The sequence below is a fragment of the Candidatus Poseidonia alphae genome (assembly GCF_943787815.1).
Taxonomy (GTDB): Archaea; Thermoplasmatota; Poseidoniia; order Poseidoniales; family Poseidoniaceae; genus Poseidonia; species Poseidonia alphae.
The window spans coordinates 693,548-710,759 of sequence record NZ_CALSNW010000001.1; the positions used below are offsets into that span (position 1 = coordinate 693,548).

12 protein-coding genes are annotated in these 17,212 nt (G+C 51.8%); 5 read left to right on the forward strand and 7 right to left on the reverse strand.

Annotated elements, in window-relative coordinates; all coding sequences use genetic code 11:
* Nucleotide 1: 1 nt before the first annotated feature.
* Nucleotides 2–994 carry a hypothetical protein gene (locus AAA857_RS03035; RefSeq protein WP_338172986.1) on the reverse strand — a complete coding sequence of 331 codons (993 nt, stop codon included), beginning with the start codon at nucleotides 992–994 and terminating at the stop codon, nucleotides 2–4.
* An 84-nt stretch (nucleotides 995–1,078) separates the two neighbouring features.
* Here AAA857_RS03035 and AAA857_RS03040 point away from each other — a divergent pair, with 84 nt between their 5' ends.
* Complete coding sequence (locus tag AAA857_RS03040; RefSeq protein ID WP_338172988.1) at nucleotides 1,079–1,489, forward strand: NUDIX domain-containing protein; 411 nt, start codon at nucleotides 1,079–1,081, stop codon at nucleotides 1,487–1,489.
* Here the strand turns inward: AAA857_RS03040 and AAA857_RS03045 are convergent, their stop codons facing one another.
* The 5 genes from AAA857_RS03045 to AAA857_RS03065 all read right to left on the reverse strand — a co-directional run bounded on the left by AAA857_RS03045 (nucleotide 1,490) and on the right by AAA857_RS03065 (nucleotide 4,386).
* The gene (locus AAA857_RS03045) at nucleotides 1,490–2,185 is read right to left on the reverse strand and encodes a cob(I)yrinic acid a,c-diamide adenosyltransferase (protein WP_338172990.1); all 696 of its coding nucleotides are present in this window, start codon (nucleotides 2,183–2,185) and stop codon (nucleotides 1,490–1,492) included.
* A gap of 24 nt (nucleotides 2,186–2,209) precedes the next feature.
* The gene (locus AAA857_RS03050; RefSeq protein ID WP_338172992.1) at nucleotides 2,210–2,695 is read right to left on the reverse strand and encodes a DUF2203 family protein; all 486 of its coding nucleotides are present in this window, start codon (nucleotides 2,693–2,695) and stop codon (nucleotides 2,210–2,212) included.
* Nucleotides 2,696–2,783: 88 nt separating this feature from the next.
* On the reverse strand, nucleotides 2,784–3,074 hold the full coding sequence (locus tag AAA857_RS03055) for a hypothetical protein (protein WP_338172994.1): 291 nt from the start codon (nucleotides 3,072–3,074) through the stop codon (nucleotides 2,784–2,786).
* A 78-nt stretch (nucleotides 3,075–3,152) separates the two neighbouring features.
* The gene (locus tag AAA857_RS03060) at nucleotides 3,153–3,914 is read right to left on the reverse strand and encodes a hypothetical protein (protein WP_338172996.1); all 762 of its coding nucleotides are present in this window, start codon (nucleotides 3,912–3,914) and stop codon (nucleotides 3,153–3,155) included.
* A gap of 37 nt (nucleotides 3,915–3,951) precedes the next feature.
* Entirely contained in the window at nucleotides 3,952–4,386 is a 435-nt protein-coding gene (locus AAA857_RS03065) for a 23S rRNA (pseudouridine(1915)-N(3))-methyltransferase RlmH (RefSeq protein ID WP_338172998.1), read from the reverse strand.
* A 79-nt stretch (nucleotides 4,387–4,465) separates the two neighbouring features.
* Between AAA857_RS03065 and AAA857_RS03070 the strand changes: the two genes are divergently transcribed.
* The 3 genes from AAA857_RS03070 to AAA857_RS03080 are packed head-to-tail and all read left to right on the forward strand — an operon-like array spanning nucleotide 4,466 to nucleotide 6,405.
* Nucleotides 4,466–4,807, forward strand: coding sequence for a hypothetical protein (locus tag AAA857_RS03070; RefSeq protein ID WP_338173000.1), 342 nt, complete (start codon nucleotides 4,466–4,468; stop codon nucleotides 4,805–4,807).
* A gap of 25 nt (nucleotides 4,808–4,832) precedes the next feature.
* Nucleotides 4,833–5,528 (forward strand): glutathione S-transferase, encoded by a 696-nt coding sequence (locus AAA857_RS03075; RefSeq protein ID WP_338173002.1) that lies wholly within the window; start codon nucleotides 4,833–4,835, stop codon nucleotides 5,526–5,528.
* 4 nt (nucleotides 5,529–5,532) lie between these two features.
* Nucleotides 5,533–6,405 (forward strand): hypothetical protein, encoded by an 873-nt coding sequence (locus tag AAA857_RS03080; protein WP_338173004.1) that lies wholly within the window; start codon nucleotides 5,533–5,535, stop codon nucleotides 6,403–6,405.
* Here the strand turns inward: AAA857_RS03080 and AAA857_RS03085 are convergent.
* Nucleotides 6,366–8,687 (reverse strand): NADP-dependent malic enzyme, encoded by a 2,322-nt coding sequence (locus AAA857_RS03085; protein ID WP_338173006.1) that lies wholly within the window; start codon nucleotides 8,685–8,687, stop codon nucleotides 6,366–6,368. The two genes, AAA857_RS03080 and AAA857_RS03085, sit on opposite strands and share 40 nt — an antisense overlap.
* A gap of 202 nt (nucleotides 8,688–8,889) precedes the next feature.
* Between AAA857_RS03085 and AAA857_RS03090 the strand changes: the two genes are divergently transcribed.
* Nucleotides 8,890–17,205, forward strand: coding sequence for a hypothetical protein (locus tag AAA857_RS03090; RefSeq protein ID WP_338173009.1), 8,316 nt, complete (start codon nucleotides 8,890–8,892; stop codon nucleotides 17,203–17,205).
* Nucleotides 17,206–17,212 lie beyond the last annotated feature (7 nt).

Genomic DNA, 17,212 nt, shown 5'->3' on the forward strand with positions numbered 1-17,212 from the left:
GTTAGCGAATCGCTAGAACGGTTTCCCGTTGAGACCACATCTTCAGCCAATGCTCCAAGTTGTCTTCAAGCCCCGGTGATTGGATACGACACCCGCATGCATTGGCGTGCCCACCTCCCGTCGGGTCAAGTGCTGTAGCCATGCGAGACAGATCGTAACGACCTTGTCCTTCTTTGAGGAACGAGTTGGCATAAAAACTAGCAGAAAGAGCTGGCCGCCCAGGGGTATCAATTGACCCATCTGCAAACCCGTGGATGATGCAGCATGCATCCACAGCCTCTCCGGCCCACGCTGTAACAAGATATCCATTGATTCGAAGAGGGGTTTCATCCAAACGGCACACGGCCAGCCGGTCGTGAATTTCAGTATGAGATGCAATGTGCTCTTCAGCCGATTTCCTCTCCTGTTGAACCCGCTGCAAATGAGGTTGGACAGAGGGATGCTTGAGCAGGGTTTCCAGCGTCATTCCTCCGCTCAGTAAGGTCACGACTTCCTGCATGTATTCGGGCTCACGAGGTGAGCATGTACGGGCAAATTGTACGACAGGGCCGTCTTCGAGGAACGCTTCGAGTGAGATGCCCCCCGAATCCAGGGCATCCACGATGGGCATCATCTCAGAAAGATGGTCCATGTTGACGACCTCGCGAAGCAAATCGTAAGCCAATCGGGCAGCAGATGGAGTGGCCTCCCAATGGCTCGTCCCTCCATCGGTACTGAAGGTCTCCGCTTCGCTTGCCGTCGGCCGGTTTGTGAGGTGGTGGTCGACGTACCATCCGCAGTTGGGGTGGAAGGGCAAGTCAACCAGAACAGTTTCTCGGTCAATAAGATGGTCAATTTGCCCTGACCGAATGAGGGCTGCATGAGAAAAAACGACTTCAGCTTCCGGGCGAAAAGCCTTCAAAACCGCTGCACCACACAGCCCATCAAGGTCGGAATCAGCTACGATCCTGACGTAATCGGGGACCTCATGTGCTTGCAATGGCTGAACGGTCATGGTAGTCCCTTTCGTTTCCCGTTGATGAAATTTAGGCGTGGCTCTTCCGCTATGACCATGAACAGGAACCTCCTCACACGGTTCATGGAGACCTCATGCGGCGTAGTTTTGGTCAACTACGGCACGATTCTCTTGCTTCAATACCCGCAGGGGCATTGGGATTTGCCGAAAGGCCATGTTGAGGAGGATGATGAGAACCGACACTCGACCATGTTGCGTGAACTCCGAGAGGAAACCGGCATCTCAAACGTTGACCTCCTGCCGGGTTTTGAGGAACGGACAGAATACTCTTTTCGCCATCGAGGAAAGCGAAAACAAAAGCAAGTGTATTGGTACATTGCTGAAACAGAGGAAATGACGGTTTCACTTTCCCACGAACATCGAGGCTATCTTTGGTTGGATTGGGAACAAGCATTGGAGACCATTACTCATGAGGAAACACGAACCGTCGTACGGCAAGCCCAAATCTTTCACCGCTTGAACAGCAAACAATGATCACAAATCAAGAAACGCGTCGTCGTTTGAACGCATCTTGTTCACTCGGTCGGCCACCCCTTTTTCGGAAGAGCGCTTGCCAAGTGGAAGCCAAAGTGTTTCGTCTTCCCCCAACATAACGCTCACCCAACGGCCCATAACGAACAACCAATCCGATAAACGGTTGATGTAAACAAGGGCAATAGGGCGAATAGCATCATTGCCTTCGGTTTCAAGCAACTGTACCATTGAACGTTCCAGGCGACGGGCAACGCAACGAGCGACATGCATCGTCGCCACTGGGCCTTCGCCCGTTGGCAGAATAAAACTCGTTAGTGGCGTGACATCTTCGAGCCAAGCGTCCATTTCCATGACGAGCAGGTTGGATTGTTCCTCTCCAATAAGCGCCATGTATTCGGGCACTTCATCCGGCGGGCAAGCCAACTCAGCACCCAGGTCAAACAATTCGTGTTGAAGACGCCCAATGGCCTCAACCACAACAAGTTCTACCCGTTGTACGTTGTTTCGGTCGCCGCCATCTTCGTGGCCAGGCATTCTCTTGACTTCCATCAAAACACAGCCAAGAATGCTGTTGAGTTCGTCGCACGTACCGACCGTCTCAAAGCGAGGGTCAGATTTCATCCGTCGCGACCCATCAACAAGTGAAGTTTCACCCTTATCGCCGCCTCCAGTATACACTCGTGTAATGCGAACCATGGGTCTGCCTCAAGTTACCGGAGGTCACGCCTCTATGAGGTGTTTACGGGAAGGGAATCCCTCTTCCATTCGGTAATACCATTCAATGTCGGTTTCACCCATCCCCCAAGAAAACAAGGCCATGCGGCGGTCGACGACGCCGTACCATTCCAATCGCCCTGGATCCATGCAAGCAATACGGGCACCGATTCCTTCCAACCGGGCAACATTGCCCTGCCATTGGCCGACCAATCCACCGAGTTGTTCTGCAACTTCCATCACGTGTGGATGATCCATGGGGAATTGGTCGAGTAACACTTCCAATTCCTCGGTTAGGTCGTGAGCCTCATCGCTCATCGCTTGAAGAACCATGAGAACATTGATCGCTTCTTTGAGGGAATGCCTCGCTTCCTCAATGGTGACAATTTTCGCCCCGGCTGGAAGTGGATAAGGCAATTCTACTTCCGGCTCCAAGGCGTCCAATTCCATTGGAAGCCCTGTAAACAATGGTTCGTCTTGGTGTATACTCACGGGTGTTCCTTAATTTGGCGACCTTTAGGTTCATCGGATGCTTCGAATGTAAGAACGCCGTTTTTGGACGTAAATCGGCTCTCCGCTTTCATTGACCCACCGGGATTGTCAAAGGGTTGCTCATCGGAACTTGGCGGGAACGGTAGAACTTGTAGCCGCCCATAGCAAAGAGGCCACCCCACATGGCGAGCTCAAGGACGAGAACAAAGTAGTAGATTGGGCCGAGGGATTTCAGCAGTGCTGTCGCATCATAGGGCAATCCGTAGATGGCGAGGTAAGCGGTTTGGGAAAGGAGGCTTGAAGAGAACCAAATCATGACTGCAAACCAGAGGATGTTACCAGCAGGCCAGTCGTTTGTCGCCTCTTGTGGTTCTTTCATGTTACTAAATCAACCTTGAAGGATATAAGTCCTCGTTTCTATTGAGCGCCTCAGAGCAGGAAACCGGAAACAAATATCCTATTCGGAGTCATCAAAACGGCTTGGGAACATCTGTTCCGAGCCCCCTAGGGCACGAAGCGCCTCATTCAGAGCCAGAATCCATTCGCTAGCAACAGAAGGTTGACCCCCTGCGTCCTCAAAGGACTCCTGCCATTTTTGGGCTTCGGTAGCGTTACCGTTGAATCTGTGAATTGAAGCTAGAGCGATGTAAGCCATCGGGTTCAAATGCTCTTCATCAGCATCCCAGCCTTTCTCAAAGCAGGTAATCGCACCTTGTGGACCTTCCAACTGACCGCGCTGCAGAGCGACCATTCCAGCTTGGCTCCATGCGAGTGGAAGCCGCCCGATCAAGAGACCTCTGAAAACCATCCATGTTTGCCCACCGCCGAGAACGACCAGTGCGAGAAAACCTGCCCATTGTTCGAGCTGATTGAGGTCGGGCCACGTCAGGACCATGAGTCCGCCAGCTCCGACACAAAAGAGAAACCCAGACATTGGAGCAATGAACACGTCCCGTCGTGTTTGGACCATATGGTGAACCCCAACAAGAACTCCGTAAGACCCCATCACCAAAACAAGGGAGAGCAAAATGTTCAGTGCCATAGGGCGAGGCGCAGATTCTCCAAGGAGCGAAAGGGCCGTTACGGAAGCGAGCAGCCATCCAAACCGTCGTGAAATTTCAGGAAAAGGTTGGTGCCTGCTACCGGCCAAAAGAGAGGCTGAGACAACCCCCATCGAGATGAATACGAGGATTTTTCCAACGGCTGCATCGATGATCATAACATCTCCTCAACCGAGGTGAATCATCGGTTGAATATCATGCTTTGTGATAGCCCGAACCGCGGGAAATTTCCGTTGCCCGGTAGAGTTGTTCAACGAGCATGACCGATGCAAGTTCATGAGGAAAGGTCATCGGTGAAAGTGAGAGTCTGGAAAGACCGGTGACGGTATCATCCTTTGGCCATCCTTCAGCAGGACCGATGGCGAGGTGGACATCTCCGGTTGACAAACCCCATTGTTCCACGCGTTTTGAGAACTGAATTGACGACTCAAGAATGCCTCCCTCGTCCAAGAGAACAAGTTCTCCGCTCATCGCAAGGAGTTGAGTGACGTAGGATTGTGGGGTGAGTTTCCCCGAGTGCATAACACAACGAATGGACCGCTGTTCCAAACGTTTGCCATACATTTCAATCAGCATGGCCGAGGCCTTGTCTTTCGTTTTCCCATGGAGGTGAACGGTAATTCGGCCCATGCCCGGTCCTCTCGGGTTGAGTTCTTCAATCCCTTGCGCGATGAACAGGTCAATTAACCAAAAGCACAGGTGGTTCCCCATGGGATGGTGGCCTTTCGGGAAAAAATCAACGCCGTCCCGACCTGTTGTAAACGACCCTCTTCTCAAAGATACACGAACATGGATCAGCGAACTGCGCGATGTGTGTGAGATGAATTTTGACCAACCCGAAGAAGCGCGGCGACAAATTCGACACATGCAAGTTGAATGGCGGGACGCTACCGAAGAAGGTATGCTGAATCCATCCAATCGCGAGGGATTGGAAAGCAGAGCCTTCCGTCTTTTGACATGTACCGACAAAGAGTGGTTAGCGTGGCTGGATGATCTTGATTTCTGGAAAGCAGGGTGGAAGCCTGAGAACGTTGAAGCGAACGAGAATTGAATAAGGGCAGTCCTCAGCCTCCACCATGGGTCAAACCCCAACCTTACACATGCTCTACACCTGCCCGTTTTGTTGGAAGGTCCGAGGATTAATTGAACACCTCGGAATGGACATCGAATACATTCCGGTCAATGGAATGAAAATCAAGAAGGAGGTTGCGTTCACAGACAACTGGGGGAAAGTTCCCGTCTTCACGGACGAAAACGGAAAGCACTTTGTTGATTCAACACCGCTTTTGAAGCACATAGATGCTGCATACAACGGCGGGAAACTGGCTGCTATGGGTGACGCTGATCGGCAAAAGCAGTGGCTTGAATGGGTTGACCTTCACATGTCTAAAGCAACCGTACCCATTCTGTATGGCTCTCTTGGTTCTGCTCTCAAAACGACAACTCGAATCTCTAAAATTGAGAAGTTCGGCTTCATCTCTAAGCGCCTGTATGCGTGGGCTGGATTTCCGATCATGTGGGGAATCATCGCAAGAAAGCGCGTCAAAAAGGACGGTCGAAAACCCAAACAACTCTGGCATGATTTGCTCAGCGAGTTTACTGACTCGCACGACGGTGAAGATTTCTTCGGGGGTTCAAGCCCCGATTTGGTCGATTTCGCAGCCTTTGGTTACATGCGTTCAGTCTCTCCATTCCCCCAATTCAAACTGCTCACCGACCATGATGCTGGAATCTCATGGTACAACCGTATGGAACGCACGCTTGTGAAGTGAGAACATGGCTCGCCTTGGATCCATCGGCTTTCAAGAAGTCGCGTCGGATACACTTGTTCTTGGAACGAACAAAGGCGGATGGATTTACTCCAGTCAACGCCCCGCTTACGAAGTCCGCTTGCCGGCGTTTTTCATCATGAATGAATTCCTCACTCATGCGGATGTCGCAACAGCACTGGAAGCCCCTATTCCATCGTCTAAAGCCAACCTTCCGATGGACGACCTGACGGCAAACGACGTTGTAGGGCTGTGTCAAACGATCATGGAATCTACAGAATTCAAAGCCTTTTCTGACGCCAACGAGGGTTCTTGGGAAGTCCGCCTTCCTTCTGAATCAGAATGGTATCTCGCTCAACAACAAGGTGTACTAGCGCTGAGCGCGGGTACAAACGAACGCCTTGCCGACGGCCCAGCATCAAACAACCGCGGGGCCATGATGGACGGACGACCTCGCCCGAACGAATTCATCGGTCCGGCATCATCTCAATCCGCAGTGATGGCCATCCACCCTCGCAATGCAGCAGTATTTGCAAAAGGAACGGTTCCATCGCAACGACCTCTTCCCGGCGTCTTTGCGCGATTGGTGCTCTCCCCAATCCGAACGGCCCCGCCTAAACGTGTGCCTTCATCCACCGATGCATGGGCCAACATTCGTTCTGAACTGCTTTGGACCACGCTTCTCGGAATTGTTCCATCCTTTGCGATACCAATAGCACGGGGCATGGGGGCTTACGCCATTGACGGATGGTTCAACCTCTTTTTCGGAGGGTTATGTGCTGGATTCATCACCGGTGCAATTTGGAGACCAAAGCGCCCTACCTTACGGTTTGAAGAAGTTCAATCCTCGGTGGTAGAATCCGATAGTGTGTCCCAATAAGACTCGCCGCGAATGGCATCTGCGGCACAGATTGTTGCCATATTGACAATGTGTCGAACACCGTCTTGTCGCGCCACCAATTGAACAGGCCGGTCCATTCCTTCAAGAATCGGTCCAGTCATTTCAGCGTCTCCAAGTTCCTCCAATAATTTGTAGGCAATGTTGGCTGCTGCAAGATTAGGTAAAACCAAAACGTTGGCTGGACCTTCAAGATTCATGAACGGATATTCATCTTGAACGAGAGTGTTGAGGGCCGTGTCCCCCTGCATGGGCCCATCAATAACCAGCGATGGGTCAAGTTCACGCGCCAATTCAACGGCGTCTTCGATGCGTTCACTTCGTTGGGCACGGGTGGAGCCAAAGTTCGAAAACGAAAGCATAGCGACCTTTGGTATGATGCCAAAGCGACGAGCGACCTTTGCAGTCTGAACGGCAATCTCTGCGAGTGTTCTGCTGTCAGGATAGACGTTCACCGTGGCATCAGCCAGGAAAATTGTTCGTCCTTTGATGTTCATCATGTAGCAACCAATAATGCAATGACTGCCTTTTGATTTCCCAATCAGTTGTAAGGGTGGGCGCAGCACGTCAGCATAGTTTCGACTTACCCCGCCTACGAACCCGTCAGCATGACCCAATTGGACCATCTGACTTGCAAAATACGGTCGGCTTTTCAGCAACCGCGCCGCATCCGGCCATGTGGTTCCTTTACGCTGCCTACGCTCGAAAAATGCATCGGCGTAGACGGTTTTTCGTCGCTCATCGTACCTTGGGTCGTACCGTTCGTACTCAAAGTGCAGGCCCAATTCTCCAACCATTCGGTCGATGCGGTCAATTGGTCCAAGCAGAATCGGAATACAGATACGCTGTTCAGCCAATTGTGCAGCTGCGCGAAGAACGGCTTCGTTATCTCCTTCGGGGAACACGATTCGCTTGCCCTTTCCTTTGACCTGATTGATGACTTGGCGCATGACTGAATACGATTCACCTAACCGTGATTCAAGTTCTTCTTTGTAGCGGTTGATGTCAAAATCTTCCGCACTCACTCCGGTGATTCCTTCATCAACTGCAGCTTGTGCAACGGCGGCAGCCTCCCAAATTAAGACGCGGCGGTCAAATGGCTTCGGTATGATGTACTCGGGTCCGTATTGCATCACAACGCCATCATAGGCTGCTGAGATGTAGTCTGGAACGGGTTCTTTGGCGAGTTGAGCAAGGGCACGGGTTGCGGCCATCTTCATGTTTTGAGTAATGTCCCGTGCGCGCACGTCCAAGGCGCCTCGGAAAATGTAAGGGAAGCCCAATACATTGTTCACTTGATTCACGTAATCGGAACGCCCTGTGGCGATAATCGCATCCTGCCTGACGGCAAGAATTTCCTCCGGCAGAATCTCTGGTGTTGGATTGGCTAATGCAAAGATAATCGGTTTGTCCGCCATGCTCTTAACCATGTCTTGGGAAACCAAACCGCCTCGCGAAAGACCCAACATCACATCGGCGCCTTTCATAGCGTCACCAAGATCTCCCGGCGCTCGGTCATGAGCAAAAGGCGCTTTGTACTCGTTCAATTCACCGGCGTCCAGTCGCTTCTTTGTGACGATACCTTGACTGTCAACGAGCGTGATGTTCTCGATGCTCACTCCGATGGCGATGTAATGGTTGGCACATGCGATGGCTGAAGCTCCTGCACCGATGACAACAACCTTCAGCCCGTCGAGGGGCTTGCCTTGCAATTCTGCTGCATTCAGCAACGCTGCTGCAGAGATGATGGCCGTTCCGTGTTGGTCGTCGTGCATGACGGGAACATCGGTGGCTTCTGCGATACGTCGTTCTATCTCAAAGCACTCAGGGGCCTTGATGTCCTCAAGGTTGATGCCCCCGAAGGTTTTGGAGATGTTGACAACTGTACTGATGAATTCTTCAGGATCTTCGGTATCCACTTCAATGTCAAATACGTCAATTCCGGCAAACGTCTTCAGAAGCAAGCCTTTCCCCTCCATGACAGGTTTACTGGCTAAAGCACCAATATTGCCGAGGCCAAGAACGGCGGTTCCGTTGGAGATAACAGCAACAAGGTTGCCCTTTGAGGTGTATTTGTAAGCGTCTTCTGGGCGCTCTTCTATTTCCAAACAGGGATAGGCTACGCCAGGGGAGTAAGCGAGACTCAATTCGTGGGCAGTAGCGTGCGGTTTGGTTGGTACGACCTTGATTTTCCCACGCGGTTCAGCCTCGTGGTATTCCAGTGCTTCTTTGCGAAGCAGTCGCTCTTTGGCTTCTCGTTCCATAAGGACCCCTTATCCAACGGCAGACACTTATGGTTTGAGTCTTGTGTGAAACATCGCTCATGAGATGCGATTCTTGGAGGCTCTGATGTGGAGGCGAAACCGATTTATGGGCTAAATGAACGCGATTTCAAAGGATTTTGTTGAATTATTGTTTAGTCAAGAAGGAGCCCCTTTCAAATACCCTGAAAGACCGGTGCGTTCTATGAATCCAACCCGAAGGGCTGTGAATGACTCCCGAGCGGCTGGCCGCGCCTTATCGATGGTGCTGCTCATGGTGTTGATGTCAATGGCTCCGTTGCTTACTCTTCCAACGGTTTCAGCTCACGCTGAACCCAGTGGAGTGACATGGCCGCTTGAAGGTAGCAACGATACAGGGTGGGTGACACTCGACGCTACTGGAGCGAATACTCCGGGTGAAGGCGCACAAGCAACTGCGGATTGGAATCTGAGTTTCGCTCCCGGTGCGCAATTGTCAAACGTTACACTCGAAATCCGAGTGAGTGGAGAGAATGGAATGGTTATCGAAGAGCCACTGCTTGCCGTGGACGGCATGGGAACGAGTTTGTTTGATTGGTCCGGTTTTGGAACGATGGGTGAATCCAATCAATTTGACAGTGGTGCCGTGTATGAAGGCCGCTTGAATCCCAACAGCAATTCAGATGCTGGGTGGACGTTACCCTCGGATGCAGAAATCACAGAGATGGTCATTCAAGCCCTCGCCCCCGTTGACCCTGCTGTATCACTGCGTCCGGTTGAAACCACCATCAACGATTACGCCATTCATCCTGAACTTGGATTCATGTACGTCGCTGCTAACAACGACCTTCTGATGATTGATGCTAACGCTAATCCAACGGTTATTGACATGGTAACCTTCGACAGCGCTGTAGTGGACATGGAACTGGATGCGACAAACAATCTCATTCATTTCCTCACAGCAGAGGACGGATTCTTTGCAATGTCGCTCACCGACTCAAGCACCCAAGTCGTTCTCCCCGAGGCATCAGACGCCGCCTTTGAGCAACTCGATGAATTCGCCATCGCAAGCACCGGTGACGTGTATGCCGCAAATCAAGATGAGTTGATGCTGTGGAACGGCGTAGCGTGGACCAAAGTCAGCGACATGAATGGTGCTTGCCTTGCCATGCTGGAAGTCAACGGGGTTTTGTACATCTCTATGGAGGGCGCAGGCGTTGCCCGATACGACCTTGTCTCGGGACAGATGCTTTCGACATGGTCGACTGCGAACAACCTTCACTCAGACCAAGTGACCCAACTCATGATCTCTGGAAATCAAATTCTTTTTGCTTCCTCTGATGCAGGGCTTGCCCGCTATGATTGGAGTTCCGGTTTCTGGCTGTCGACATGGAGCGACTCAAATTGGCTTGACAGCAGCGACATCGCAGGCCTCGCAAGGGTGGGAGACGAGCTCTTCATTTTGAACGGCCCATCCCTTCATACCTACAACACTACGACTGGAATATTCTCCACGACCCATGCGCTCTCCGACTTTGGGTTGCAATCGGAATCAGAATCCATGATGCTCTGGACCAACCTCGGCCCAGCATCTCCGAGTCAAACGGGATTGCTCGTCAGCGATGGCGAGGGAACACTCGCACATTTGACCCCAGGAAATAACCCGATAATGGAGGGCAGTATTCTTCTTTCAAGCGGGCCCACTACCGATGAAATGGGCCTCATTGAGGAAATCAATGGTATCCTTTACATCACGGGTGACGATGGGGCTGGAATCAACCGGTTCGATACAGGCAATACACTGTGGCTGGCACCTTGGCCGCTGGCCGGCGATGTCTTGGCTATGGGCTCTGATGGAACCGATCTCTTCCTTGGAACATCAAACAGCACCGTAGTACAACACTCATCTTCCGGTACCGTCCTCAATCAGTGGAATGGACAAGGTTGCTGGGCGACCGGCTCTGATTTCCTAAGCATTGACATCAATGCAAATTCAATCGTGGTGTCGTTGGAGAACGGTGGGTTTGCGAGCATCGACCGCTCAACGGCTACCTGCGTAGGCTACGACAGTACAAACTGGGATTCCTCCTCCATTCTTGGAGATGTTGTGCTCAATGGTGGGAAAGCCTATGTCGCTACTGAGGACAAAGGAATACTGCGGTACGACATCGCCAATGATTCATGGCTGGAGCCATGGGGCTCCACTGGAATTAACGGGGTTGATTATGCAGGTGTGGCGATGGTTGGAAACATTCTCCACCTTGGTCTTCAGGGATACGGCGTGGTTCGCAAAGACATCTCAACGGGTGAAATTCTATCCCCATTCCTTGCAAGCGGCCGAAATGCTCCTTTGCCGAGCAGCAACATATACGCCCTAGCAAGCGACGGTTACAACCTCTACATCGGCACACAACAAGGTGCTCGCAAATGGGATGGAAGCCAAATGACAAATTTCGGCCAGGGTTCATCCTGGCAGACCCGGCCAACTCAATTCTACGATTTCGCCGTGGAGGCGAGCATTAGCGGTGGTTCGTTGTATGCCGGTACAAACATCGGCGTTTGCAAGTACAGCATCGCAACGATGGCCATCAATGATTGTCAAAACGTCCAAGACGGCATGCCAAATTGGGCCGCTTACAGTGTTCACTACGACAACAATTACGTCTACGGAGGAACGACCAGCGGCGTAGGACTCATCACCAAGTCCACCTTCCAGCACGATTTCAATTGGGGAGAAGGCACCCAAACTGAAAATGCAGTTGTTGAAGTGATGGGCGATATCGCATACATCGGAACCGATGGGTTAGGCGTATTGCGCTACAACATCACATCGAATCTGTGGCTTACTCCGTTCAATGAAGATAACGGTGTTCTCGATGGGGGTAACGACGATGTTACCGGAATGGTTGCAGATATTCGTCAAAACCTCCTTTGGATTGGAGGAAGTGATGGGTTCCAACTCATCAACGTCACCACCGGAGGCGAGGCATACGACATTGAGAAATCAAGCGGCCTCTACGACGCAAATGGAGATCCATTCGGAATGATTATCCATAACAACATCATGTATTATCACTCCAAAACAGCAAGCGACGAAGTAAGCCGTCTCGATGTTTTGAACCTGACCAACCTAGGGAACCTCGACATTGGCCAGCAGGTGGGCGAGAACCAAGGAGACATCGTTGGGATGAATCTCGTCGGAGACGTTCTGATGACCAGTGTTGTGTCCCCTCAATGGTGGAACGCTGATGGCTCTGGAGGCATCGGAAGGTGGAACACTACGAGCAATTCATTTGAAAATAACATCCTACCAACAGGGTCGATTGACCGCGTCACTTCCTATCGCTCAACGACCGGCAATACATGGGTGGCTTGGGGTGAACTCAAGCTTGACCTTTATGCACCAAATGGAACCCTTATCAGCTCTTGGGACAATTATGAACTCCCTGTTAGGGGAATCGTAGAGTACGACGGCCATGTGCTCTTTGCGGCCGAAGATGGTATCCATCGTTACAACGAAACCTCCAACCAATGGGCTGCAAAATGGACGGCTGGAAACGGACTTCCAACCAATGCAGGAACGATCTTCTACGAACTTTGGACCGACGGCTCCAGCCTGGTTGTTGGAGGCGCTCGCTTCCAAGGATGGGGAGGGTTTGCCGAGGGAATTATTTCCCTCCGTGACAGCACTGGCGCGTGGTCATCGTATGCAGCTGATTCATACACCAATATGCCCGACGGATATCCCATTTCAATGGAGATGTGCGGTGGAGCACTCAACATTGCCATGTACAACAACAACGGCGGGGTAGCTCGTATTGATATTCAGAATCAAACCGTGCTTCCTGGATTTGACCGGTCACAACTCGACGGGACTTCTCCCGCTTCAGTCACCTGTGATTCCTCCGACACCCTCTACATTGGATATTACAACGACAATCAGCCCATTTCCAAGTACAGTTTTTCCTCAAATGCCTTCCTCCCGAGTTTAACAACGGCAAGCCACAATTTGCCGAGTGACCGAATCTGGTACGATTCTCTCGCCCATGCAAACGGACAACTCATCGTAGGCCATGGGATTGGGAACGGTGGTTCCAATTTGATCGGAGGAGGATATTCCATCATGTCTTCCAACGGTGCAACGACCACCCAGGCCAACGTGCAAAGCGGAGGTTCATCCGTAACTTCCTTCCAGTGGCTCGGCGGCACAACAGGGTGGATGATGGGTCAAGCTGGCGGTTCATCCGGTTACAGTCACGTGTCTACACTTTCCACGCTTGGGATGCAGAAAATCGTCGACCTCCCGGGGCTTGTTAGCGGCCAAATTACGGCCATGGCTGGAAACTCCACCCACATTTGGGCTGCAACAGGCGGTCAGTCGGCACAAGGCCAATTCTCCGGCAACGGAGCAGGTATTCTTCAGGGAACCTTCCAGCCCAACGGTGACGTTCAATGGGAATACGGATGGGCGATGGCTGCGAACTCTCGGGCCACTGATTTCCACCTCCAAGGAAACCAACTCTACATTGCAAGCAATCCTACTGGGCTGATGAAACTCGACGTCACCAACAGAAACCTAGCTGCAATAACTGGCGCTCTTCACGACAAATTTGACCAAATGCAACTCTATAACAATCATCTCGTCATCGGTTTGGCGGGTGAAGGGGGAAGCCCTCCAGGGGTTCAAACCTTTGACCTCAACACACAGCAGTTTGACGGAGGACGGCTCATTGCAGGCTTACCTTCCAATATCGTCAACGGTTTTGACGAATCAAGCAACATCATGTACATCGGAACCAACGGAGGACTTGGCCGATTTAACATCACATCAACAAACGACTGGATGGATTCGGTAACGTCCAACAGCGGCCTACAAGACAATGTCATTGAAGATGTGCTGGTGATCGGAACTGATGTCTATCTGGCTACGCCTTCAGGACTCATCGTTTGGGATGAATTGACAGAGACTTCCACGTTAATGGACGCGTCCGACGGACTGATGGCCACTTCAACATGGGGCCTTACTGTCATCCCAACAAACGCACCCGGAGCAAGCCCTGTTCTTGTTCTGAGCCATGATGGCCGCGGAGCAGACCGCCCCGGCGTGACAATGATTGACACGGGGACCATGCAAGTGATCTCCACCCACAGATTTGACCAACTGCCGTCCAACACGGTCACCGCCCTTACTGGCGATTGGTGGGGCTTGCACATCGCTACCGATATTGGCCCAATGACCCATTGGAACGCCTCAAGTGCAGATTTCGAAGACGGTTTAGCCTCGTATCAAACACCAACTTGGCCCGTTGAAGGAATGATGAGCAACGGTGATGAACTCATCGCATTCAGCAGCTCTTCGGCTACCTTGAGTGAATCAAGAACAAGCAGCCACGCCAGACTCACTTCATTCAATCAGGGCAACATCATCGATGGAATCGTAACCGGTTCTCATGTATGGCTGACAACTACGGAAGGATTGGTTGGATGGCAGACCAACGGGCAGTATACTGAAGTTGACGATTACACCATGCGAAGGGCCCATCCTCTAACCGTTCGAGCCCTTACCAACGGTGGCGGCCTGAACATCACCGATTTGACCCACCCAGGTGTTGACATCACTTTGGTAGACCCGACTGGCCCTTACGCTCTTGACGCTTCAAAAGGAAGCGCTGGACCTCATGGAATTATGTTGCAAAACGTTCCACTTATCTTCACCTCTTCTGTAAGCGGTGCAGCGGTATGGGCACGGTCAGTGTCGGTCAAATACGATGCAACCGTTGACCTTAGCCAAGACCCGAACTTGGGTTCAACACTCCAACTGGCTCTTGACAAAGGAATGCTGTACGACAACACCCGTCACGTTAAACTTCGACTCTATTCTCCGTCCAACGGTTCGATGGAAGCACGAATTACCTACGATTATGTTCGCACTGACACGCCCGTTGACATGGAAGAACTTGTTGACCGGCCAGACGATGGTGGAAGTGCTTTGACCGCATCCTGGTCTTTGGTCCATGACGAGGACTTTTCTCGCTACCTGATTTTCCTCAACGAAGGCCCATGGGCTACCGTTCCTAACGAACTCTCTTTGATGGGGCAAGCTCCAGACAAGGCGGTTTCGCTTCACAGTCGCCTCAGTGCCGACATTGAAACCGCAAATGGACAACCGATCATGGACGGCACCGAATACTACGGAGTCATCGTCGTCGAATACACGGACGGGCGATGGGGCGAAGTCTCTGCGCCGTTTGGCCCAGCCTCTTCATCAGATGAAATTCCAAGTGCGCCGCTGTGGGCTACCGCAAGCGCCATGGGAAGCAATGGAGAAGACGGAGACCTTGAATTGGAATGGGCACGCTGTACCGCTCTTGACCTGGCCAGAACCAATGTGTACGTCTCAACATCTGTCATGACCGATGCGTTTGGACGTTCGGTTCAAACATCGTACCTCCCCAACGAAGGAAACCAAAGCATCCTATCGCTTACACCCGCCGTTCCTGTTTGGATCGGCTTCACCTGTGTGGACGAAGCGGGACAGGAGAACCTCTCCGATGTTACCGTTGTCGGCCCTGTTGTTCCAACAGGAGAACTCAACGACAACGAAGCTCCCGAACCGATTGAGGGAACTCTTGCTGCTGACGTTGCAGATGATGAAGGCGGTCGTATTTCGGTGAACTGGAACCAAAGTTTGGCTGAAGACTGTGCGTTTTACACCGTATTCATGAAACAAGGAGGAGATGCGCGTGATGACGGCATCATTGGCAGCGTCGATGGATTCTCACAAGCCGTTGTCGTTAATTCATGTGATGATAACCAAACCATCATTTCATCATTGGACGGCGTGCCGCTCATTGACGGGCAGATTTACTCCATTGGTGTCGTTGCTTACGATGCATGGCTCAACGGAAATACCGACTCAGTACGAATCGTCACGGCCACGCCCTTCCAGAACCTCATTGGCTCTGGTAACGCACCTGAGCGAATTTCGTCTCTGCTCGCCTTCGACCATGCAAACGATGACGGTACAGCCATCGATGTGGTTTGGACGCCTTCTGGCGCAGATGACTTCGCATCCTACACCGTATGGGTTGCAGACCAACCCGTCAGTGACCTAGCAGTGGCTTACGCTATGTTTGGAACCAATCCAGATGTATGCGGTTGTTTCACCTTCAACAAGCAATGGATCGATGAGCGAACCAACCCGATTGAACTCACCATCTCATCCGCTTTGTACGGCGACGGTGAAACATTGACGGACCTCAGTTCATCAACACCTCAACTCATACAACCGGATATTGAACTGTTTGTGGCGGTTACCGTGCACGACATCAAAGGAAACGTGCATCTTACGGAACTCGCCCAAGCGACGGTCACACCGATTGACAACGTCAACGACGAAACACCCCCCGATCGATTGACTGAACTGGAATTGACCGACCGCCCAAACGATGATGGAAGTGCCCTTCTCCTCGACTTTGAACTGTCAAATGCTGATGATATTGCTTACTATAATGTCTATGCTGCTACGTTTGAGTTTGCTGGTGCAAACCCGAACGGTCAAGCCCTAACGGCCATCGCGTTCCTGGACAGGAATCCGTCACTTCCGCTCACCATCGATGTGGTTGCCGGCGACACTCCAGTCATCCCTGGCCAAGACATCTGGGTGGCGGTGGTTGCAGTGGATACATCTGGCAATGCACACACAACCGACCTTACCGTTGTCAAAGCACAATCGATTGACGATGGCGTCACGGACCCTGGAAATTACCTCCCTGATATTGAATCGGTCGCCGCTTCATGGGACGATGAAACCAATATTTTCGTTGAATGGGACCATTCAACCGATGCACAAGTTCGTGGCTACCATATCTACATCTCAGACTCGGCGTTTGAAGACATCGCAGATGCAACGATGGTTGGCGATATCAAGGCGTCAAATTCATTCTTGATTACCCCCTCCTTGTTTGAAGCCCTTGACAACGGCAGTGCGTGGTACGTCGCCGTAACACCCTACGACGAAAGCCTCAGCAAGGAGTCTGTAATTTCGGTCAAGTTGAACGCACTCGGAGATGAAGATAGCGGCTCTACGGATGGAGACGGTTCTGGTGAATTGTCGCTAGAGTCCCTTCTCACCGGACCGAACTTGATTGCGGCGGGTATGCTCATCATCGTGTTGCTCTTGGTCGTACTTGTTGTCCGCTCAAGAGGAAGCAGCAGTCGCCGGTCGAAGAGTTGGGAACTGCAAGAAGCAACTTGGGGTATCCAAGACCAAGGCTGGGGGAACACTCCGAATCAAGCACCTCCTGCACCTTCTTCACCTGCACCTGCTCCACCACAAGGTGTTTCTCAGCAACAAGCGACTGACATCTACACTGCTGCAAACCAAATTCAAGGGAACAATTACGGCCGTTCCGAATACCAACAAACTCAGCCGGTATTGCAGCCCCAGGTACGTACGGATGTATTTGATGACCTCTTGGGTGAACAAACTCCACCCCCTTCGCCACAAATTGATACGTCGTTCCTAGACGATCTTCTCTGAGGCGAAG